The organism is Streptomyces sp. NPDC002853, from assembly GCF_053591915.1.
In genome coordinates this window covers 1-19,862 of record NZ_JBSFUS010000022.1, presented here as the reverse complement: position 1 = coordinate 19,862, position 19,862 = coordinate 1, and the positions used below count along the sequence as shown (strand labels likewise).

The window sequence follows — 19,862 nt, the reverse complement described above, 5'->3', positions numbered from 1 at the left end:
CATGTACGAACTCTTCAAGGATCTCGGCGCCTGGCTGGTCAGCGGCGAGCAGTGGGCCGGGCCCGACGGCATCGGCCACCGCCTCCTGGAGCACCTCCAGTACTCCCTGCTCGCGACCCTGATCGCCGCCGCCATCGCGCTGCCGGTCGGCCTGCTCATCGGGCACACCGGGCGCGGCGCCTTCGTCGCCATCAACCTGTCCAGCTTCGGGCGCGCCCTGCCCACGGTCGGCCTCGTCGTCCTGGTCTTCCTGGCCAGCGGCCTGTCCATGTGGCCCGTCTACATCGCCCTCGTCGCCCTCGCCGTGCCGTCCATCGTCACCAACACCTACGCCGGGATGACCGCGGTCGACCCCGAGGTACGGGACGCCGCGCGCGGCCAGGGCATGCGCTGGCACCAGGTCCTCTTCCAGGTCGAACTGCCCCTCGCCATGCCGCTGATCATGACCGGGCTCCGGCTCGCGCTCATCCAGGTCGTCGCGACGGCCACCATCGCCGCGTACGTCTCCTTCGGCGGGCTCGGCCGGTACGTCTTCGACGGGCTCGCCCAGCGTGACCTCGTGCAGGTGCTCGGCGGTGCCGTGCTCGTGGCGGTCGTCGCCGTCGTCCTCGATCTCGCGCTCTCCGCCTTGCAGCGCGCCCTCTTCCGTCACCGCCCCGCCAAGTCGGCCTAGGAGCAACCCAGATGGCCCCCATGAACCGCAGGACCCTCCTCGGCGGGCTCTTCGCCGCCGCGTCCGTCCCCGCGCTCGCCGCCTGCAGCGGCGGCATCACCTCCCTCGACGGGGGAGGTTCCGGCGGCGGAGGCGGTGGCTCCAGCAAGGACGGCGTCACCATCGGCACCGCCAACTTCACCGAGAACCAGGTGCTCGGCTACCTCTACGCCGCCGCCCTCGAAGCGGAAGGCGTGAAGACGACCGTCCGCCCCAACCTCGGTACCCGCGAGATCCTCATCCCCGCACTCAAGGGCGGCGACATCGACCTCCTGCCCGAGTACCAGGGCGCGCTCCTGCACTACCTCGACACCAAGGCGAAGGCCACCGAGGAGGGCGAGATGCAGAACGCCCTCGCCATGGCCCTGCCGCGCGGCCTGCAGATCCTGCCCTACGGCAAGGCCGAGGACTCCGACGCCTTCGCCGTCACCCGGGAGACCGCCGACAAGTACGGCCTGAAAACCCTGGGCGACCTCGCCGAGCACAACGGCAAGCTCGTCATCGGCGCCGCCCCCGAGGTCAAGAAGCGCACGGTGGGCTCGGTCGGCCTCAAGGACGTGTACGGGGTCGAGTTCAAGGAGTTCAAGTCCCTGGACTCCTCGGGACCGCTGGTCAAGGGCGCCCTGAAGAAGGGCGACGTCGACGTGGCGAACCTCTTCACCACCGACACGGACATCGTCGCCGAGAAGTGGGTCGTGCTCACCGACCCCAAGAACCTCATCCCCGGCCAGCACGTCGTCCCGCTCATCGCCGACCGCAAGGCCGACTCGACGGTCCGCAAGGCGCTCGCCCGCCTGGGCAACGCCCTGACGACCAAGGACCTCACCGAGCTCAACCGCCTGGTGGACAAGGACAAGAAGGACCCCGAGGACGTCGCGAACGACTGGGCCGCGCGGCACGGGATCAAGAAGAAGTAGCTCTGCCCGGCAGAAGCAGCCCACCCGCAGAAACAGCACAGCCAGCAGGGAGTTCACCGGCTCATGGCAGACACTCTCGTGGAGCGTCGCTCCATCGACGTCGTCCCCGACGACGAACGGCACGGCACCGCGTTCAGCCAGTTCACCCTCTGGCTCGGCGCGAACCTGCAGATCACCGCGGTCGTCACCGGCGCGCTCGCCGTCGTCTTCGGCGGCGACGTGGTGTGGTCGGTGATCGGGCTGCTGCTCGGCAATCTGCTCGGCGGCGCGGTGATGGCCCTGCACTCGGCGCAGGGACCGAAGCTCGGCCTGCCGCAGATGATCCAGTCGCGCGCCCAGTTCGGGGTGCGCGGAGCCGTCGTACCGCTCCTCCTGGTCATCCTCATGTACGTCGGCTTCTTCGCGAGCGGCAGCGTCCTCGCCGGACAGGCCACGGCCCGGCTGACGCACACGAACGACACCACCGGCATCATCGTCTTCGCGGTGATCACCGCAGTGGTGGCGGCCGTCGGCTACCGCGTGATCCACGTCCTGGGCCGGGTGGCGAGCGTGATCTGCGCGCTCGCCTTCATCTACCTGGGCATCCGCCTCCTGGACCGCGTGGACCTCTCGGCGCTCCTGAACGACGCGCACTTCGACCTGCCGATGTTCCTGCTCGCCGTCTCGCTCTCGGCCTCCTGGCAGCTCGCCTTCGGCCCCTACGTCGCGGACTACTCCCGCTATCTGCCGCGTACGACGTCGGGGCGGGCCACCTTCTGGTGGACGCTGTCGGGGTCGGCGCTCGGCTCGCAGTGGTCCATGACGTTCGGCGTGCTCGTGGCGGCTAGCGCGGGCGGGGCGTTCCTCGACAACCAGGTGGGATACGTGGTCGGCCTGGGCGGCACGGGCCTGATCGCGTCGTTCCTGTACTTCGTGATCGCGCTCGGCAAGCTGACCATCAACGTGCTCAACACCTACGGCGGCTTCATGTCGATGGTGACGAGCATCAGCGGCTTCCGGGGCCAGAAGACCCTCTCGCCGCGCGGCAGGAGCGCGTACATCGCCCTGATCATGGTCGCGGGCACGGTGGTGGCACTGCTCGGCAAGGACAGCTTCCTGACGTCCTTCAAGGACTTCCTGCTCTTCCTCCTGACGTTCTTCACGCCGTGGTCCGCGATCAACCTGGTCGACTACTACCTGATCTCCAAGGAGCGCTACGACATCCCGGCGCTCTCCGACCCCCACGGCCGCTACGGAGCCTGGCGCTGGGACGCGCTGACGGTCTACGGGGTGGGGCTGCTCGCCCAGCTGCCCTTCCTGGTCACGCACTTCTACACCGGCCCGCTGGTGGAGCCCCTCGGCGGCGCGGACATCTCGTGGATCGTGGGTCTCGTGGTCCCCGCGGTCCTGTACTGGCTGCTCGCCCGCCGCGACACGTCGCACATCCCCGCGGAAAGGGGGGATAGCCCCACTGTCAGGGCCTCGTCCGCTGCGTAACGTAAAAGACTATGGAAGCCCGAGACGCCGAACTGAAGAAGGAACTCGACGCCTCTTTGCATGCTCGCAAAGAGCTGGGCGAAGAGTATGAGTCCGCGCTGGTCGACTCGTTCCTCGAAAAGGTCGAGCAGCGCCTTGACGGCACCATCGACCGGCGGATGCGCCGGCACATGGCCGAGCAGCAGATGGTCGTCGCCCGCGGATCCCGCGCGCCGAACGGCCCCGTGGACTCCTGGGGCGAGCGCTTCGGGTTCGGCATCGTCTCGCTGATCCTCGCGATCCCCCTCTCGGCGATCGGCGTGGTCAACGCGGACCTGCCGGGCCTCTTCGTGACCTGGGGCGGCATCGTCGGCGTGAACGCGGTGCATTCGATGCGGGGCATGAGCTTCGGACGCGGCAAGGACCGCGGACGGAAGTCGGAGTGGGACGACTGAGGCCCGCGCCGCGGGATTCTGCTGTCAGCAGGACCGGTGGCGCGGCGCCCCGCCCGGGGCGGACCGTTCCCTCATGACCCTGTCCGTCGCACACCTCAGTGACCCGCACCTCACCACCGGCCCGCTGGCGTCCGAACCGGCGGCGGGCCTGCGCCGCGCGCTCGCCCGCGTCCTGGCCCTGGAACCCCGGCCCACCTGCGTCGTGATCACCGGCGACCTGACGGAACACGGCCGCCCCGACGAGTACGAGCAGCTGCGCGAACTCATCGCGGGCTTCCCGCTGCCCCTGCACCTGACCACCGGCAACCACGACGACCCCGCTGCCCTGGTCAAGGCGTTCGGCGGCGAGCCGCAGCTCGGCGGCGCACACAGCACGCACTACGCCGTCGAGTACGCCGACCTGACCCTGATCGCCCTGGACACGAAGGTGCCGGGAGCTCCGCACGGCACGCTGGGCGAGGCGCAACTCGCCTGGCTGGACGAGACGTTGGCGGGCCGCTCCGAGGTCCCCGCCCTGGTCTGTCTGCACCACCCGCCGGCGGACATCGGCATCCCGTACCTGGACGGCATGCGCCTCACGGACAGCGAGGCCCTGGCGGAGGTCCTTTCCCGACACCCGCACGTGGCCCGCGTCCTGGCGGGCCACGTCCACCGCCCGACCACCGGGGCCTACGCGGGCACGACCCTGTCGACCGCCCCCTCCACGTGGCTCCAGAGCGCCCTCGCCCTGAGCCCGGACCGCCCCATGGGCTACGCACCCGAGCCGACGGCGTTCCAGCTCCACGTGCGGACGCCCACCGGCTGGGCCACGCACACGGCAGCGGTGAGCCACGCGGCGGCGCAGATCCAGGGGTACTGACGTATACGAAGTTCATGCGCGGGGACCGCCGCACCCCCGGTTTCCCAGGGGGCGGGACGACGGCGGTCCCCGCGGGGGACGTGGGCCGGGTCAGGACCGGGCCCATGTCCGGGCGTTCAGAGGTCCGGGAGCCGCTCCGGAGTTCCTGTACGCCGACAACCACCAATGTGCCGCAGGCGTGTTAAGCGGGTGCTGCGCGGACGTGTCGCGCTCGTACCACTTCCGCGAAGTTCGTCCCACGCCGCGCCGCTCGCGTCTTCCGGCACGCCCGGCGGCTACTGGCCCTGCTGCTCCGCGAGGAAGGCCAGCAGGTCCTGACGGCTCACCACACCGGTCGGCTTGCCCTCGACCAGGACGATCGCCGCGTCGGCCCTGCCGAGCACCGACATCAGGTCGGCGACCGGCTCACCGGAACCGACCTGCGGCAGCGGGTCCGACATGTGCTTCTCCAGCGGGTCACCGAGCGAGGCGCGCTGCGCGAACAGGGCGTCAAGGAGTTCGCGTTCGACGACGGAGCCGATGACCTCCGCGGCCATCACGTCCGGGTGGCCCGCGCCCGGCTTGACGATGGGCATCTGCGAGACGCCGTACTCCCGCAGTACGTCGATGGCCTCGCCGACCGTCTCCTCCGGGTGCATGTGGACGAGTGAGGGCAGCTCGCCACCCTCCTTGCGGCGCAGTACGTCACCGACGCGAGGCGCGTCGCCCGCCTGCTCCAGGAACCCGTAGTCGTTCATCCACTCGTCGCTGAAGATCTTGCTCATGTAGCCGCGGCCGGAGTCGGGCAGCAGCACCACCACGACGTCGTCGGGTCCGAGCCGCTCGGCGACGCGCAGCGCGGCCACGACGGCCATCCCGCAGGACCCGCCGACGAGCAGCCCTTCCTCCTTCGCGAGCCGCCGCGTCATCTGGAAGGAGTCCTTGTCGGACACCGCGATGATCTCGTCGGTCACGTTCCGGTCGTACGCGGTCGGCCAGAAGTCCTCGCCGACTCCCTCGACGAGGTAGGGGCGCCCGGAGCCGCCGGAGTAGACGGACCCCTCGGGGTCGGCGCCGACGACGGTGACCCGGCCCTCGGAGATCTCCTTCAGGTAGCCGCCCGTGCCGGAGATGGTGCCGCCGGTCCCGATGCCCGCCACGAAATGGGTGATCTTCCCTTCCGTCTGCTCCCACAGCTCAGGGCCGGTGGAGTGGTAGTGCGAAAGGGGGTTGTTCGGGTTGCTGTACTGGTCGGGCTTCCAGGCGCCGGGCGTCTCGCGCACCAGGCGGTCGGAGACGTTGTAGTACGAGTCCGGGTGCTCGGGGTCCACGGCCGTGGGGCAGACGACCACGTCGGCGCCGTACGCCCGCAGGACGTTGATCTTGTCGAGCGACACCTTGTCCGGGCACACGAAGATGCACTTGTAGCCCTTCTGCTGGGCCACGATGGCGAGGCCGACCCCGGTGTTGCCGGAGGTGGGCTCGACGATGGTGCCGCCGGGCTTCAGCTCCCCGCTCTGCTCGGCCGCCTCGATCATGCGCAGCGCGATGCGGTCCTTCACGGAACCGCCGGGGTTGAAGTACTCGACCTTGGCCAGGACGGTCGCCTGGATGCCCGTGGTCACGTTGTTGAGCCTCACCAGCGGGGTGTTGCCGACGAGACTGATCATCGAGTCGTGGAATTGCACCGTTGTCTCCGGGCTGCGATGTAGTGCGACGAATGGGTGTCGTCAGCCTAAGGGTCCCGTTCAGTCGTTCACCTCCGCTTGCGATTGGCCGACCGTCCTTACGGGGCAATGAGTTGATGTAGGGCGGTACGAGGAGGTGGCTGCAGGGCATGTCGAGGGCGAGGGTGGCGCGGCGGATCGCGGCGGGCGCGGCTTACGGCGGCGGAGGTATCGGACTGGTCGGAGCGGCGGCCGTGGGCGTGGTCCTCGCGGAGGTCCAGCTGGCGAAGCGGTCCGTCGGGAACAGCGGGGAGCATCCGGCTCCACCGCGGGCGGACGGGCGCTACGGCTGGGGTTACGCGGACCGGCCGGACGGGGCGGAACCCCTGCGGTTCGCGATGCTCGGCGATTCGACGGCGGCGGGGCAGGGTGTGTACCGGGCCAGGCAGACTCCCGCCGCGCTGCTCGCGGCAGGGCTCGCGGCGGTGGCGGAGCGGCCGGTGGAGCTGCGGAACGTGGCGCTGCCGGGCGCCCAGTCGGACGACCTCGACCGGCAGGTGACGCTGCTCCTCTCCGACCTGTCGTCCTGGGTGCCGGACGTCTGCGTGATCATGATCGGCGCGAACGACGTGACGCACCGGATGCCGGCGACGCGCTCCGTACGGCTTCTGTCGTCCGCGGTGCGGCGGCTGCGGACGGCGGGGGCCGAGGTGGTGGTCGGCACGTGCCCCGACCTGGGCACGGTCGAGAACGTCTACCAACCCCTGCGCTGGATGGCACGGCGGGTGTCGCGCCAGCTGGCCGCCGCGCAGACGATCGGGGTGGTCGAGCAGGGCGGGCGCACGGTGTCGCTCGGGGACCTGCTGGGCCCCGAGTTCCTCGCGAACCCGCGGGAGCTGTTCGGTCCCGACAACTACCACCCCTCCGCGGAGGGGTACGCGACCGCGGCGATGGCGGTACTGCCGACGCTGTGCGCCTCGCTGGGCCTGTGGCCGGAGGAGGAGCGCCCCGACGTGTCCCGCCGGGAGGGCTTCCTGCCGGTGGCGCGTGCTGCCGCGCAGGCCGCGTCGGAGGGCGGCACGGAGGTGGCGGCAGCCATGCCCACGGGTCCGCGAGGCCCCTGGGCGCTCATCAAGCGCCGCCGCCGCAGGCGGATCCACCACACCCCGGACCCTTCGCCGCTGCCGCGGTAGCCCTTTGGGGGGGAGCCGTCCCCCCAAAGGCGCCCCCGCCAGCCTGAGCAAGCGCTTAGAAAAATGCGGTCCGCATCACAGTCCCCGCCCGATGACCCAGGGCGATACGTGCAGGTAACTTCCCAAGGAGTCCTGCCCCCTCGTCACTGGAGTGCCGTGATGCCCGAAGCCGTGATCGTCTCCGCCGCCCGCACCCCGATCGGTCGCGCCTTCAAGGGCTCCCTGAAGGATCTGCGGCCCGACGACCTGACCGCCACGATCATCGAGGCCGCCCTCGCCAAGGTCCCCGAGCTCGACCCGAGGCTCATCGACGACCTGATGCTCGGCTGTGGTCTGCCGGGTGGCGAGCAGGGGCACAACCTCGGCCGCATCGTCGCCGTGCAGATGGGCATGGACCACCTGCCGGGCTGCACCATCACCCGGTACTGCTCGTCCTCCCTGCAGACCTCCCGCATGGCCCTGCACGCCATCAAGGCCGGTGAGGGCGACGTCTTCATCTCCGCCGGTGTGGAGATGGTGTCGCGCAGCATCAAGGGGTCCAGCGACGGCCTCCCCGACACCCACAACCCCCTCTTCGCCGACGCCGAGGCCCGCACGGAGGCCGTGTCCAAGACCGAGGGCTCGAACTGGCACGACCCGCGCGAGGACGGCCTGATCCCGGACGCCTACATCGCGATGGGGCAGACCGCCGAGAACCTGGCCCGCGCCAAGGGCGTCACCCGCAAGGACATGGACGAGTTCGGTGTCCGGTCCCAGAACCTCGCCGAGGAAGCCATCAAGAACGGCTTCTGGGAGCGCGAGATCACCCCGGTGACGACCCCCGACGGCACCGTCGTCAGCAAGGACGACGGCCCCCGCGCCGGCGTCACCCTCGAAGGCGTCGAGGGCCTCAAGCCCGTCTTCCGCCCCGACGGCCTGGTCACCGCGGGCAACTGCTGCCCGCTCAACGACGGCGCCGCCGCCCTCGTGATCATGAGCGACACCAAGGCCCGCGAGCTCGGCCTGACCCCGCTGGCCCGCATCGTCTCCACCGGCGTCACCGGCCTCTCCCCCGAGATCATGGGTCTCGGCCCGGTCGAGGCGTCGAAGCAGGCCCTGTCCCGCGCCGGTCTCACCGTCGACGACATCGACCTCTTCGAGATCAACGAGGCCTTCGCCGCCCAGGTGATCCCCTCCTACCGCGACCTGAACATCCCGCTCGACAAGCTGAACGTCAACGGCGGTGCCATCGCCGTCGGCCACCCCTTCGGCATGACCGGCGCCCGCATCACCGGCACCCTCATCAACAGCCTCCAGTTCCACGACAAGCAGTTCGGTCTGGAGACGATGTGCGTCGGCGGCGGCCAGGGCATGGCCATGGTCATCGAGCGCCTCAGCTGACCCTCTGACCCCCGCGAATCCCCCGCGTCTCCATTGATTCGTGACTCAATCTCCCCCAGGATGTGACCTATCTCCTGGGGGAGATGCATATGACCAGGTCAGAGCGCATCTGTGGATAAACACCGGGCCGAAAGACCTGTCCAATTCGTGACGTAATGCACTGACAGGTGGATCGTGCAGGCTTCAAGCTGATGTAGGAAGTCGGGGGTCGACTTGAAACCGGGAGTACGTCAGTGAGCGCTCTGCCTATTGCCTTGCTGCTCTCCACGGCCGCTGCCACGGCCGTGGGTGCCGCCGCCCTGCACGCCGTGCACGGGCTGCGGAAGCAGCTTGCCGAAATCACCGCCCTGCGCACCGAGCTGGCCGACAGCCACTCGGCCACCGCGCACGCCACCGTGCCGGCCGCCCGCACGACCGCGGACGCCGACGAGATACGCACGGCTGTCGCCGAGGCCCTCGCCGAGGAACGGGAGCGCGAGCTGGCCGAGGCGCGCGCCTTCTGGGCCGCCCAGGAGGCCCGTGACGCCTCGGACGCGCCCTCCCTGCTGAGCGGCCTGCCCGGCCTCTCCGACATGGCCGACGAGCTGTTCCTGCCCCGCCAGGCGGACCTCGCCGGACTGGAGTCGGACAGTCTGGAGCCGGTCATCGAGCCGTACGCGGATCCGGTCGACGAGTTCGCGGGCGACTCCCCGGAGCTGGCCGCGGCCCGCCGCCGCCACCCCTCGCACCCGGACTTCGTGCCGGTGCAGTCGCCCGTCAACGGCGACCACGAGCGCACTGTCGCCTGTCTTGAGGAACTGGCCGACGCCCGCACGGCACTCGCCGACGTCCGCCCGGGCCCGCTCGGCACGCTGGACGTCTACGTCTTCGCCGACGGCACCACGCTCTGCATGACGCCGGGCCACCGCGAGACCGCGGAGCTGCTCGCCGACGCCCTGCGCGACGGCCACACCCCGGTCCTGCTCGGCGGCTCCGGAATCTCCGGCGCCTACGCACTGACCTTCGAGTGCGGCACCGAGAACGTCTACATCCTGGCCGACCGCGTCATCGCGTCGGTCTGACCGAAGCGGCCCCGGCGCCCGCCGGGGTCGGCCCACACCCCCGTCATACCCCGGCGCGCTTCTGCGCCTTCTCCACGAGCGTCAGCGCCTCGGCGAGCTGGCTCTCGTCGTCGAGCACAAGGGCCAAATCCCGCCCCGCCACCGTGATCTGGTCGGCCGCCGCGAACATCCCGGCGTCCGGCATCTCCCGCGGCTCCGCGTCCGGCACCTCGATCCGCTGCGCCCACGCCGCCAGTTCCCTGGCCAGAGCCAGCGCCTCGGTCGCCGCCCCCCGCTGCAAGCGGCTCTGCGGGGCGGCCCGCAAGCGGTCGGCGAATTGGTCCACTGCGGCCGTCAAAGGCGTCGTATCAAGCACCCGGCGACCTTATGCGCCCGGGCGGGACTGTTGCCAACGCCCCAACGCTCAGGCACGGTGGCGTGAAGGCCGGAACACATCGCGACGCGTCCGGAGGCGCCGATGTCACAAGTCTTCTCCGAGGAGACCCACCGCAACCTGATCGCCCGAATCCCCCACTGCACCGGTCGTGAGATCTCCGACTGGATCCGCGCCGTGGACGAAGGCCCTTCTCTCTTCCGCTTCGAGGAGAAGGTCAGCTGGCTCCGCGCGGAGCACAACCTGGCTTATGGGCACGCCAAGGCAATCATTCACGAGTACGACTTGCGCCGGGCCGCGCGCAAGCTGCTCTGACTCCCCCTGTCCCCCTCACACAACCTCACACGCAACCTCACACAACGGCGAAGGGCCCCGCGGAACGCATGTTCCGCGGGGCCCTTCGTCGAGTCAGGCGCGTCAGTCGTTGCCCTGCAGGATGGCGATCAGACGCAGGAACTCGAGGTAGATCCAGACGAGCGTCATCGTCAGACCGAACGCCGCGAGCCAGGCCTCTTCCTTCGGCGCGCCGTACGCGATGCCGTCCTCGACCTGCTTGAAGTCCAGGGCCAGGAAGCACGCGCCGAGCAGGATGCCGACGATGCCGAAGACGATGCCGAGGCCGCCGCTGCGGAAGCCGAGGCCGTCACCGCCGCCGAAGACCATGAACAGCAGGTTCACGGCGGTGAGCAGCAGGAAGCCCATCGCCGCGGCCATCACGAAGCCGTAGAAGCGACGGTTGACGCGGATCCAGCCCGCCTTGTAGGCGATCAGGACACCGGCGAAGACGGCCATCGTGCCGAGCACGGCCTGCATGGCCGCGCCGTCCGCGATGCGGTTGTCGACGACGCTGGAGACGACGCCGAGGAAGACACCTTCCAGGGCGGCGTACGTCAGGATCAGCGCGGGCGAAGCCTTGCGCTTGAAGGCCTGCACCAGGCCGAGCACCATCGCGACGAGGCCTGCGCCGATCGCGATGCCGTACGACTTGCTGATGTTGGCGTCGTCCACCGGCAGCAGCGCCCAGGCGAGCGCGGCCGTGACCAGGAGCGTGCCGAGCGTGGTGGCCGTACGCAGGACGACGTCGTCCATCGTCATGCGGCCTGCGGTGGTTACGGGCGCCTGGGGGGCGCCGTGCTGCAGGTCCTGCTGGGCGTACGGGTTCGTCGCGTACGGATTGGTGGGCGCTTGCTGGCCGGCACCCGCGTACGGGTTGCCCTGCTGGGTCTGCGTCCCGACGGCGGGTCCCCCGGCCTGCGGCTGCGTGCCGAAGCCCGCGTAGCCGTTGTCGCGGCTGAACCCCCGTCGCGAGAAGACCGGGTTACTGCTCCTCATTTCACTCCTCCATGGCCACCGTGTGTGGCTTTGGGTCAAGAGTAATGCGTAGGCAAAAGGAAGACCCTAGTGCTTGGGGAGGATCTTTCCCTCCTTGTGACCAAGAACGTTCGGCCCGGTGCTCCCTGTTCCCGGTCCGGCGGGTGATACTCCCTCGTCGGCCGGGGTGTGGCGGCTGCGCCGGACGAGTGGCACCAGCGAGATCGCGACGGCTCCGAGCACGGCGGCCACGGCGAACGTGGTGAATCCGAGGGACGCGTTTCCGCCGGAGACGACGGCACCTCCCAGCCACGGCCCCACGACCGCGCCGGTGCGCCCGATGCCGGTGATCCAGCCGAGCCCGGTGGCGCGCTGGGCGGGCGTGTAGACGGACGGGGCGGAGGCGTAGACCATCACCTGCGCCGAGAAGAGCCAGATGCCGGTCATGAAGACGATCACGTACGCGACTCCGAGCGGCAGCTCGGCCCTGAGCAGGAAGGTTCCGCAGGCGGTGAGCAGGAACCAGATCGCGGAGATCCGCACGGCGCCGAACTTGTCGGCGGCCCGGCCCGCGACCAGCATGCCGACGATGCCGCCCGCGTTGATCACCATGAGGAAGGTGACGGAGGAGGAGAGGGAGTAGCCGGAGGCGCGCATCAGCTCGGGGAGCCAGGTGGAGACCCCGTAGACGAGGAGGAGCCCGGCGAAGGAAGCGAGCCACAGGAGCGGGGTCGCGAGCCGCTGACCTGGGGTGAAGAGCGAGGCGACGGCGGCGAAGCGGCCCTTGGCGCCCGCCGCGGGGGCTTCGGCGAGCGTCGGGGACGGCAGCAGGTACCGGGCGGCGACGGCCTCTGCCTCGCTCGTGCGGCCCTTGGCGAGCAGCACGCCGGGCGATTCGGGGAGCCACTTCAGTACGAGGGGGATGGCGACGGCCGCGGGGATGACGCCGGCCCAGAAGACGACGCGCCAGCCGTGGTCGGGCCCCAGCCAGAGCCCGAGGCCCGTGGCCGCCATGCCGCCCGCGTGGTACGAGGTCATCATCAGGCCGGTGGCCAGGGCTGCCCTGCGCGGCGGCGCGAACTCGGCGACGATCGCGAGGCTGATCGGCATCAGGCCGCCGAGCCCGAGCCCGGCGATGAAACGACCGCCTCCGAAGACGGCGGCGGTGGGCGCGAGCGCGCAGATCGCGGAGCCCAGGGAGAACAGCGCGACGCTGCCCGTGACCATCGGCTTGCGGCCGATCCAGTCGGTGAGCGTGCCGCAGCCGAGGGCGCCGATCAGCATGCCGAAGGTGGTCCAGGAGCCGATGGTGCCGGCGGTCGACGTGGTGAAGCCGAAGTCCTTGTCGTCGATGAGGTGCGGCATCACGGCGCCGTAGATGTTGACGTCCATGCCGTCGAAGAAGACGACGAGCCAGCACAGGGCTATGACGGGGGCCACGGATCTGAAGGTCCGCCGGGGCGCGGCGCCTTGGGGAGCGGTCACGGGGTTCTCACTTCTTTGTGGGACCTGGTGGGGATGTGTGGGACCTGGTGGGGACGGGGGTTCACGCGGCGGGCTCAGTCGAGCGGGAAGCCCGTGTAGCTCTCCGCGAGGTCGGTCTCCGCCGCACGGGCGGTGGTGATGCGGTCCAGCTGGGCGAGCTGGATGCGGTCGTCGAAGGGGGTGGCCTCGGGAGCGCGGTGCAGCATCGTGGTCATGGCGTACGAGAAGCGCTCGGCCTGCCAGACGCGGCGCAGGCAGGTCGCGGAGTACGCCTCAAGGCGGGCGTCGGAGCCGGTTTCGCGGAGCTCTGTGAGCGCGCGGGCGAAGGTGACGACGTCGCCGACGGCGAGGTTGAGGCCCTTGGCGCCGGTGGGCGGGACGATGTGGGCGGCGTCCCCGGCGAGGAAGACGCGTCCGTGCCGCATGGGCTCGTGAACGTGACTGCGCATGGGCGTGACGGACTTGGCGGTGATGGGCCCGCGCTTCAGGGTCCACTGCCGATCGTCCGTCTCCAGGCGGCGGTCGAGCTCGTCCCAGATCTCCTCGTCGCCCCAGTCGGCGGCCTCGGTGCCCGCGGGGACCTGGAGGTAGGCGCGGGTGACGGTCGGCGACCTCATCGACAGGAGGGCGAAGCCGCGGTCGTGGCGCGCGTAGACCAGTTCGTCGTGCGAGGGCGGCACGTCGGCGAGGATGCCGAGCCAGCCGAAGGGGTACGTCCGCTCGAAGACCTGGGCGACATCGGCGGGCACGGCCTTGCGGGCCACGCCCCAGGAGCCGTCGCAGCCCACCACGTAGTCGCACTCCAGGACGTCCTCGCGGCCCTGGTGGCGGAAGCGGACGCTGGGGTTCTCGGTCTCGGCGCCCTCGACGGCGAGCGCCTCGGCCTCGAAGAGAAGCGGGCCCCCGGCGGCGAGCTGGAGAGCTATGAGGTCCTTGCAGACCTCGGTCTGGGCGTAGACCATCACGGACCGGCCGCCGGTCAGCGCGGGGAAGTCGACGCGGTGCCTGCGGCGGTCGAAGCGCAGCTCGATGCCGTCGTGCGGGATGCCCTCGCGGTCCATGCGGGCGGCTGCGCCCGCCTCGCGCAGGACGTCGACGGTGCCCTGTTCCAGGATTCCGGCGCGCTGGCGCTGTTCGACGTAGGCGCGGTCCCGGGTCTCCAGGACGACGGAATCGATGCCCGCGTTGTGCAGCAGGCGGGCGAGGAGCAGGCCCGCCGGTCCGGCTCCGATGATTCCGACGGTGGTGCGCATCGGCCGACCTCTCCCCTTGTTCGTCTGGTGAACTTTCGTTCATAATGTGCTGACGGGAGTCTCCGACCGGACCCAGCGGCTGTCAACGGTTGCGGGGCACCCGATTTCCACCGCCCGAGGAGCAGCGCCATGCCGGAAGAGTCCGTACGCCCCCTTCAGCGCGGTCTCGCGGTGCTCCGCGCCCTCGCGGTCGGCGAACAGGTCAGGGCGGGCGACCTCGTGCGTGCGACCGGCCTGGCCCGATCGACGGTGGACCGGGTCGTGGCGACGCTGGCCCGCCTCGGCTACGTACGCGAGCACGGCCAGGAACTCCACCTCACGCCCCGCCTGATGGAGCTCGGCAACGCCTACCTGGCGGCGAGCGGGCTGAGCGGCGAGGTCGCGGCGCGCACCGCCCGGCTCGCGGACGAGCTGGACGAGTCGGTGTCCCTCGCGGTGCCGGACGGCGACGGCGTCCGCTTCGTCACGCAGGCGGCGCGGCGCCGCGCGATGTCGGTGGCCTTCCGCATCGGCGATCTGCTGCCCGCCGAGCGGTGCGCGCCGGGCGCGCTGTTCGCCGCCGAGTGGGACGAGGCGGAGTGGGCGGGGTGGCGGGCACGCGTGGCCGCCGACCCCGGGGGGCACGCCTTCCCCGCGCTGCCGCCCGGCCCCGCGGCCCCGCCCCCGGACCTCGCGGAGCGGGTGGAGCGCTCGCGCGAGACGGGCTGGGCGCTGGACGACCAGCTGATCGAGCCGGGCCTGATCGCGACGGCGGTCCCGGTGCGCGACGCGGTGGGCCGCCCGCGGTACGCCCTGTCCGCGGTGAGCCACACCAGCAGGCACACGGCGCGGGGCCTTGCGGAGCTCGTGCTGCCACGACTCCGCGAGGAGGCGGCGTACCTGGAGTCCCTGCCGGCGGCCGCACCGCCGTATCCGAAAGGGGAGTTGACGCCCGATCAGCCGCTGGACACGACCGCGGCCAAGGCCGAACTCGGCCCCGGCTTCCTCCAGTCGCTCGCCCGCGGCCTCGCCGTCCTGCGCGCCCTCGGCCCGGCCCACGGCGACGGCCTGCCGCTCACCGCGATCGCCGCCGCCACCGGCCTGCCACGGGCCACCGCACGCCGCTGCCTGCACACCCTGGAACTGGAGGGGTACGCGGCGCACGACGGCCGCCTCCACCGCCCGCTCCCCCGCATCCTGGAGCTCGGCTACGCCCGCCTGTCCCGCCTCGGCTTCGCCGACATCGCCGAGCCGCACCTGCGCCAACTGACCGACCGCGTACACCAGTCGGCGTCGGTGACGGTGCTCGACGGCACGGACATCCTGTACGTGGCACGCGCGGCGACCGTCCGCGTCATGAGCGTCTACATCACGCTCGGCACGCGCTTCCCCGCCTACCCCACGGCCATGGGCCGGGTCCTGCTCGCCGGCCTGCCCCCAAAGGACCGCGAGCGCCTCCTGAAGGCCGCCCCGCCCCGCCCCCTCACCCACCGCACGGTCACCGACCCGGCGGCCCTGCACCACATCCTGAACCGCGCCGCAGCCGACGGCCACGCCACCGCGGACGAGGAACTGGAGGAGGGCCTGCGCTCGGTCGCCGTACCGATCAAGAACGCCGAGGGCCACGTGATCGCCGCCCTGAACGTGGCCCAGCACGCGGGAACGGCGCCACTGGCGAAAACCGTGGAAACACTGCTCCCCGCCCTGCACGAAACAGCAACAGCAATCGAAACGGACCTGCACACGGCGGCACGCTTCAACGGGGCGCTGATGCCTTGGCGCACGTACCCGCCGAGGCCTTAGCGGAGGTGCCCGGAGCCGGACTTGAACCGGCACGCCCGCTAGGGGCAGCGAGGTTTAAGCTCGCCGTGTCTGCATTCCACCATCCGGGCAGGCCATGGGCTCCGCATCAAGTGATTCGACCCTATCGGGAGGCGTCCCCCGAACAGCGGAACAACAGCCCGATGTTGTCTTATTTTATTGACGTCTGAGGGTGCATCAGCCACCGGTACGGCCCATCGGTACATGCCGCAGGCCCTTCCACCGCTGTGCGGCCTCCGGGACGGAATGACGGAATTTAGCCGCCTACGCGGCGCCTGCGGGTCACTGGCGAGTGCTACCTGTGTCAGGGGCGGGGGTCATCCCCAGGTATGACACGGGCTCCCGGAGTCCGACTGCAGAGGGCCCCCGGAACCGGAACAGCGGCTGACTACATGGCGCGGATCTGCCAGCACGATGGAGTACGTCCCCACTCGTCGTCCCGACAGGAGCACCGCCCCGTGACCACCACCCCCTTCGCCGCCCGCAGCACCGCGGTGGCCGCACGCGCCACGGACCTGTCCAAGGTGTACGGACAGGGCGAGACCCAGGTGGTCGCCCTGGACCATGTCTCCGTCGACTTCCGGCAGGGCGAGTTCACCGCGATCATGGGTCCCTCGGGGTCCGGCAAGTCGACCCTGATGCACTGTGTCGCGGGCCTCGACAGCTTCAGCGGCGGCTCCGTGCGGATCGGCGAGACCGAGCTCTCCACCCTCAAGGACAAGCAGCTCACCAAGCTCCGCCGGGACAAGATCGGCTTCATCTTCCAGGCCTTCAACCTGCTTCCGACGCTGACGGCACTGGAGAACATCACGCTGCCGATGGACATCGCGGGCCGCAAGCCCGACAAGCAGTGGCTGGAGCAGGTCATCTCCATGGTCGGTCTGGCGGGGCGGCTCAGCCACCGGCCGACCGAGCTCTCCGGCGGGCAGCAGCAGCGTGTGGCCGTGGCCCGCGCGCTCGCCTCGCAGCCCGACATCATCTTCGGCGACGAGCCGACCGGAAACCTGGACTCGCGCTCGGGCGCCGAGGTCCTGGGCTTCCTGCGCAACTCCGTGCGCGAACTGGGCCAGACCGTCGTCATGGTCACCCACGACCCGGTGGCCGCGGCGTACGCGGACCGCGTGATCTTCCTCGCCGACGGGCGGATCGTCGACGAGATGCTCTCGCCGACGGCGGACGGCGTCCTCGACCGGATGAAGGACTTCGACGCGAAGGGGAGGACCAGCTAAGCGCCGTACGACGTCCGTAGGCGCTGCCTGCGGATACGTCGTGGCTGGTCGCGCAGTTCCCCGCGCCCCTTCGGGCCCCCTTCGGAGCCCTCCCTCTCTCCCCCACCAGGACTCACACCCATGTTCCGTACCGCCCTGCGCAACGTGCTCGCGCACAAGGCCAGGCTGTTGATGACCGTGCTCGCCGTCATGCTCGGCGTCGCCTTCGTCTCCGGCACCCTGGTCTTCACCGACACCTTCGGCAACGCCTACAAGAACAAGTCGGCCAAGAGCTTCGACCACGTCTCCGTCGCCATCCAGCAGTTCGGCGGCGAGGAGGACGAGACCAAGCAGAAGCCGCGCCTGACCGACTCCCTGCTCAAGAAGGCGGACAGCCTGCCCGGAGCCGACTCCGCGATCGCCGGCGTCACCGGCTTCACCGCGCTCGCCGACAAGGACGGCAAACTGGTGGGCGGCGAGTGGGGCACCTCGGGCGCCAACTACTTCCCGGCCGATGACGGCAAGGACCCGCGCTACGACTTCACCAAGGGCGCCGCCCCGAAGTCCGCCGGTGACATCGCCCTCGACGCGCGCACCGCCGAGCGCACCGGATACAAGGTCGGCGACACGGTCCGCTACTCCACCGACGGACCGGTGAAGACGGCGAAGATCAGCGGTGTCTTCGACACCGAGGACGGCAGCGTCCTCGCGGGCGGCAGCCTGGTGGTGTTCGACAACGACACCGCGCTGAAGGTCCTCGGCAAGACCGAGTACGACGAGATCGACGTGAAGGCCGCCGCGGGCACCTCCGAGACGGCGCTCAAGAGCTCGATCGACAAGATCCTCCCGAAGGACTCCAAGGCCCTGACCGGCGCCGAGCTCAAGTCCGACCAGGACGACATGATCGAGCAGCAGACCAGCTCGATGAGCCAGGTGCTGCTGATCTTCGCCGGCATCGCGCTCTTCGTCGGCATCTTCATCATCGCCAACACCTTCACCATGCTGGTCGCCCAGCGCACCAAGGAGCTCGCGCTCATGCGCGCCGTCGGCGCCTCGCGCCGTCAGGTGACGCGCTCCGTGCTCATCGAGGCGTTCATCGTGGGTCTGGTGGCCGCCGTGACCGGCTTCGCGCTCGGCATCGGCGTGGCCCTGGGCCTGGAGTCCCTGATGAACTCCGCGGGCGCCTCGCTGCCCGACGGGCCGATCGTCATCGCACCGACCACGATCGTCGTCGCCCTGATCATCGGTGTGGTCGTCACCATGCTGGCCGCCTGGCTGCCGGGCCGCCGCGCCGCGAAGATCCCGCCGGTCGCCGCGATGAACAGCGTCCACGCGACGCCGACCACGCGCGGTCTCGTCGTGCGCAACACCATCGGCTCGGTCATCGTCGCCATCGGCACGGTCATGATGTTCATGGACGACAACTACGTGATGTCCGGCGGCGCCGCGACGATCCTCGTCGGCGTCATCGTCCTCACACCGCTCCTGTCGCGCCCGTTCATCGCCGCGTCGGCCCCGCTCCTGAAGCCGTTCGGCGTCCCGGGCAAGCTGTCCCGGCTCAACTCGGTGCGCAACCCGCGCCGCACGGCCTCCACCGCCGCGGCCCTGATGATCGGCCTGACCCTCATCACGGCGATGACGGTGGTCGCGACCTCCATGAGCAGCGCCATCAACAAGATGGCGGCGGACTCCCTGAAGGCCGACTACACCGTCTCCATGGCGAACTACGAGCCGCTGACCCCCGAGGTCCGCCAGAAGCTGGACAAGCTCCCCGACGTCGAGGCGAGCAGCCCGCTGCGCACCACCTACGGCGAGCTCGACGGCTCGTACGGCCAGGTCACCGGCGTCGACGAGAAGGACTTCGGCAAGGTGGCGAGCCTGGACTTCACCAGTGGCTCGCTCGCGGGTCTGCAGGGGGACTCCACGCTCCTGGACAAGAAGACCGCGGACAAGAAGGGCCTCAAGACCGGCGACACCGTCCCGGTGACGTTCGATGACGACAAGACGGTCAAGCTGAAGATCGCCGGCATCTACCAGCAGAACGAGATGATCGACGGCCTGTTCACGCCGCTCGCCGTGGTCGACGCGCACATGTCCAAGATCACCGACCAGCAGGTCCTGGTGAAGATGGAGGGCGGCACCTCCGCCGAGGCCGAGGACTCCATCGTCAAGGCCCTGGGCGACAACCCTGCCCTGAAGATCCAGGACAAGGACGCGATCAGCAACGAGATCGGTGGCGCGATCAACATGATGCTGAACATGCTCTACGGCCTCCTGGCGATGGCCATCCTGATCGCGGTGCTCGGCGTCATCAACACCCTGGCCATGTCGGTCTTCGAGCGGAAGCACGAGATCGGCATGCTGCGGGCCATCGGCCTCGACCGCGCGAAGGTCAAGCAGATGGTGCGCCTGGAAGCGGTGATCATCTCCCTGTTCGGCGCGTTGCTCGGCATCGGCCTCGGCCTCTTCATGGGCTGGGTCGCGGGCAACAGCATCTCCGGCACGCTGAAGACGTACTCCATGGAGATCCCGCTCGGCCGTATCGCGATCTTCCTCTGCATCGCGGGCCTGGTCGGCGTCCTCGCGGCGGTGTGGCCGGCCCGCAGCGCGGCCAAGTTGAACCCGCTGATGGCGATCAAGGCCGAATAGCACCGGCCGGCGCAGGTGCGGGTTGGCGAGCAGCCCGTACCGGTAGAACCGCTCGATGTCGTTGCCCTTGAAGGTGGAGCCGTCGCCCCAGATCTGCTCCCCGTC

General features: G+C 70.1%; 17 protein-coding genes and 1 tRNA gene. 12 read left to right on the top strand and 6 right to left on the bottom strand.

Translation table 11 applies throughout. The features are described from left to right. Position 1: 1 nt before the first annotated feature. From ACWD02_RS40510 to ACWD02_RS40490, 5 genes are all read left to right on the top strand, one after another. Positions 2-673, top strand: a complete 672-nt coding sequence (locus ACWD02_RS40510; protein WP_451221239.1) for an ABC transporter permease — start codon at positions 2-4, stop codon at positions 671-673. Positions 674-693: 20 nt separating this feature from the next. Beyond that, positions 694-1,629 carry an ABC transporter substrate-binding protein gene (locus ACWD02_RS40505; protein WP_451221411.1) on the top strand — a complete coding sequence of 312 codons (936 nt, stop codon included), beginning with the start codon at positions 694-696 and terminating at the stop codon, positions 1,627-1,629. A gap of 63 nt (positions 1,630-1,692) precedes the next feature. Further along, complete coding sequence (locus ACWD02_RS40500; RefSeq protein ID WP_451221236.1) at positions 1,693-3,105, top strand: purine-cytosine permease family protein; 1,413 nt, start codon at positions 1,693-1,695, stop codon at positions 3,103-3,105. Between the two features lie 11 nt (positions 3,106-3,116). Continuing rightward, positions 3,117-3,539 carry a hypothetical protein gene (locus ACWD02_RS40495; RefSeq protein WP_363211643.1) on the top strand — a complete coding sequence of 141 codons (423 nt, stop codon included), beginning with the start codon at positions 3,117-3,119 and terminating at the stop codon, positions 3,537-3,539. Positions 3,540-3,612: 73 nt separating this feature from the next. Further along, positions 3,613-4,398: a phosphodiesterase gene (locus ACWD02_RS40490; protein WP_451221232.1), complete on the top strand. Its 786-nt coding sequence runs from the start codon at positions 3,613-3,615 to the stop codon at positions 4,396-4,398. A gap of 275 nt (positions 4,399-4,673) precedes the next feature. Here the strand turns inward: ACWD02_RS40490 and ACWD02_RS40485 are convergent, their stop codons facing one another. Beyond that, on the bottom strand, positions 4,674-6,065 hold the full coding sequence (locus tag ACWD02_RS40485) for a cystathionine beta-synthase (protein ID WP_363211666.1): 1,392 nt from the start codon (positions 6,063-6,065) through the stop codon (positions 4,674-4,676). 164 nt (positions 6,066-6,229) lie between these two features. Here ACWD02_RS40485 and ACWD02_RS40480 point away from each other — a divergent pair, with 164 nt between their 5' ends. The 3 genes from ACWD02_RS40480 to ACWD02_RS40470 all read left to right on the top strand — a co-directional run bounded on the left by ACWD02_RS40480 (position 6,230) and on the right by ACWD02_RS40470 (position 9,678). Further along, positions 6,230-7,237 (top strand): SGNH/GDSL hydrolase family protein, encoded by a 1,008-nt coding sequence (locus tag ACWD02_RS40480; RefSeq protein WP_451221408.1) that lies wholly within the window; start codon positions 6,230-6,232, stop codon positions 7,235-7,237. Positions 7,238-7,396: 159 nt separating this feature from the next. Then, positions 7,397-8,617 (top strand): acetyl-CoA C-acetyltransferase, encoded by a 1,221-nt coding sequence (locus ACWD02_RS40475; RefSeq protein WP_451221228.1) that lies wholly within the window; start codon positions 7,397-7,399, stop codon positions 8,615-8,617. A gap of 233 nt (positions 8,618-8,850) precedes the next feature. Further along, entirely contained in the window at positions 8,851-9,678 is an 828-nt protein-coding gene (locus tag ACWD02_RS40470; protein WP_451221225.1) for a hypothetical protein, read from the top strand. 43 nt (positions 9,679-9,721) lie between these two features. Here the strand turns inward: ACWD02_RS40470 and ACWD02_RS40465 are convergent, their stop codons facing one another. Then, positions 9,722-10,033 (bottom strand): hypothetical protein, encoded by a 312-nt coding sequence (locus ACWD02_RS40465; protein WP_451221222.1) that lies wholly within the window; start codon positions 10,031-10,033, stop codon positions 9,722-9,724. A 102-nt stretch (positions 10,034-10,135) separates the two neighbouring features. On the opposite strand from ACWD02_RS40465, the gene ACWD02_RS40460 reads away from it, so the two are divergent. Then, positions 10,136-10,366: a DUF4287 domain-containing protein gene (locus tag ACWD02_RS40460; protein WP_361832622.1), complete on the top strand. Its 231-nt coding sequence runs from the start codon at positions 10,136-10,138 to the stop codon at positions 10,364-10,366. Positions 10,367-10,468: 102 nt separating this feature from the next. On the opposite strand, the gene ACWD02_RS40455 is transcribed toward ACWD02_RS40460, so the two are convergent. The 3 genes from ACWD02_RS40455 to ACWD02_RS40445 all read right to left on the bottom strand — a co-directional run bounded on the left by ACWD02_RS40455 (position 10,469) and on the right by ACWD02_RS40445 (position 14,100). After that, positions 10,469-11,383: a Bax inhibitor-1/YccA family protein gene (locus ACWD02_RS40455; protein WP_451221218.1), complete on the bottom strand. Its 915-nt coding sequence runs from the start codon at positions 11,381-11,383 to the stop codon at positions 10,469-10,471. A gap of 66 nt (positions 11,384-11,449) precedes the next feature. Further along, positions 11,450-12,847, bottom strand: a complete 1,398-nt coding sequence (locus ACWD02_RS40450) for an MFS transporter (protein ID WP_451221215.1) — start codon at positions 12,845-12,847, stop codon at positions 11,450-11,452. 74 nt (positions 12,848-12,921) lie between these two features. Next, the gene (locus tag ACWD02_RS40445) at positions 12,922-14,100 is read right to left on the bottom strand and encodes a 4-hydroxybenzoate 3-monooxygenase (RefSeq protein ID WP_451221212.1); all 1,179 of its coding nucleotides are present in this window, start codon (positions 14,098-14,100) and stop codon (positions 12,922-12,924) included. Positions 14,101-14,229: 129 nt separating this feature from the next. Between ACWD02_RS40445 and ACWD02_RS40440 the strand changes: the two genes are divergently transcribed. Continuing rightward, a complete protein-coding gene (locus ACWD02_RS40440; RefSeq protein WP_451221209.1) occupies positions 14,230-15,882 on the top strand; it encodes an IclR family transcriptional regulator domain-containing protein in 1,653 nt (550 codons plus the stop codon). 6 nt (positions 15,883-15,888) lie between these two features. Here the strand turns inward: ACWD02_RS40440 and ACWD02_RS40435 are convergent. After that, positions 15,889-15,971, bottom strand: a tRNA-Leu gene (locus tag ACWD02_RS40435). Positions 15,972-16,358: 387 nt separating this feature from the next. Here ACWD02_RS40435 and ACWD02_RS40430 point away from each other — a divergent pair. Continuing rightward, positions 16,359-17,129 carry an ABC transporter ATP-binding protein gene (locus ACWD02_RS40430; protein ID WP_344523294.1) on the top strand — a complete coding sequence of 257 codons (771 nt, stop codon included), beginning with the start codon at positions 16,359-16,361 and terminating at the stop codon, positions 17,127-17,129. Between the two features lie 120 nt (positions 17,130-17,249). After that, the gene (locus ACWD02_RS40425) at positions 17,250-19,757 is read left to right on the top strand and encodes an ABC transporter permease (protein WP_451221205.1); all 2,508 of its coding nucleotides are present in this window, start codon (positions 17,250-17,252) and stop codon (positions 19,755-19,757) included. Positions 19,758-19,862: the final 105 nt, after the last annotated feature.

What these genes read in the sequence shown, in the direction of transcription:
- ACWD02_RS40510 (WP_451221239.1), top strand. Translation starts at nt 2, where the DNA reads ATGTACGAACTCTTCAAGGATCTCGGCGCCTGGCTGGTCAGCGGCGAG.
- ACWD02_RS40505 (WP_451221411.1), top strand. Translation starts at nt 694, where the DNA reads ATGAACCGCAGGACCCTCCTCGGCGGGCTCTTCGCCGCCGCGTCCGTC.
- ACWD02_RS40500 (WP_451221236.1), top strand. Translation starts at nt 1,693, where the DNA reads ATGGCAGACACTCTCGTGGAGCGTCGCTCCATCGACGTCGTCCCCGAC.
- ACWD02_RS40495 (WP_363211643.1), top strand. Translation starts at nt 3,117, where the DNA reads ATGGAAGCCCGAGACGCCGAACTGAAGAAGGAACTCGACGCCTCTTTG.
- ACWD02_RS40490 (WP_451221232.1), top strand. Translation starts at nt 3,613, where the DNA reads ATGACCCTGTCCGTCGCACACCTCAGTGACCCGCACCTCACCACCGGC.
- ACWD02_RS40475 (WP_451221228.1), top strand. Translation starts at nt 7,397, where the DNA reads ATGCCCGAAGCCGTGATCGTCTCCGCCGCCCGCACCCCGATCGGTCGC.
- ACWD02_RS40460 (WP_361832622.1), top strand. Translation starts at nt 10,136, where the DNA reads ATGTCACAAGTCTTCTCCGAGGAGACCCACCGCAACCTGATCGCCCGA.
- ACWD02_RS40455 (WP_451221218.1), bottom strand. Translation starts at nt 11,383, where the DNA reads ATGAGGAGCAGTAACCCGGTCTTCTCGCGACGGGGGTTCAGCCGCGAC.
- ACWD02_RS40445 (WP_451221212.1), bottom strand. Translation starts at nt 14,100, where the DNA reads ATGCGCACCACCGTCGGAATCATCGGAGCCGGACCGGCGGGCCTGCTC.
- ACWD02_RS40440 (WP_451221209.1), top strand. Translation starts at nt 14,230, where the DNA reads ATGCCGGAAGAGTCCGTACGCCCCCTTCAGCGCGGTCTCGCGGTGCTC.
- ACWD02_RS40425 (WP_451221205.1), top strand. Translation starts at nt 17,250, where the DNA reads ATGTTCCGTACCGCCCTGCGCAACGTGCTCGCGCACAAGGCCAGGCTG.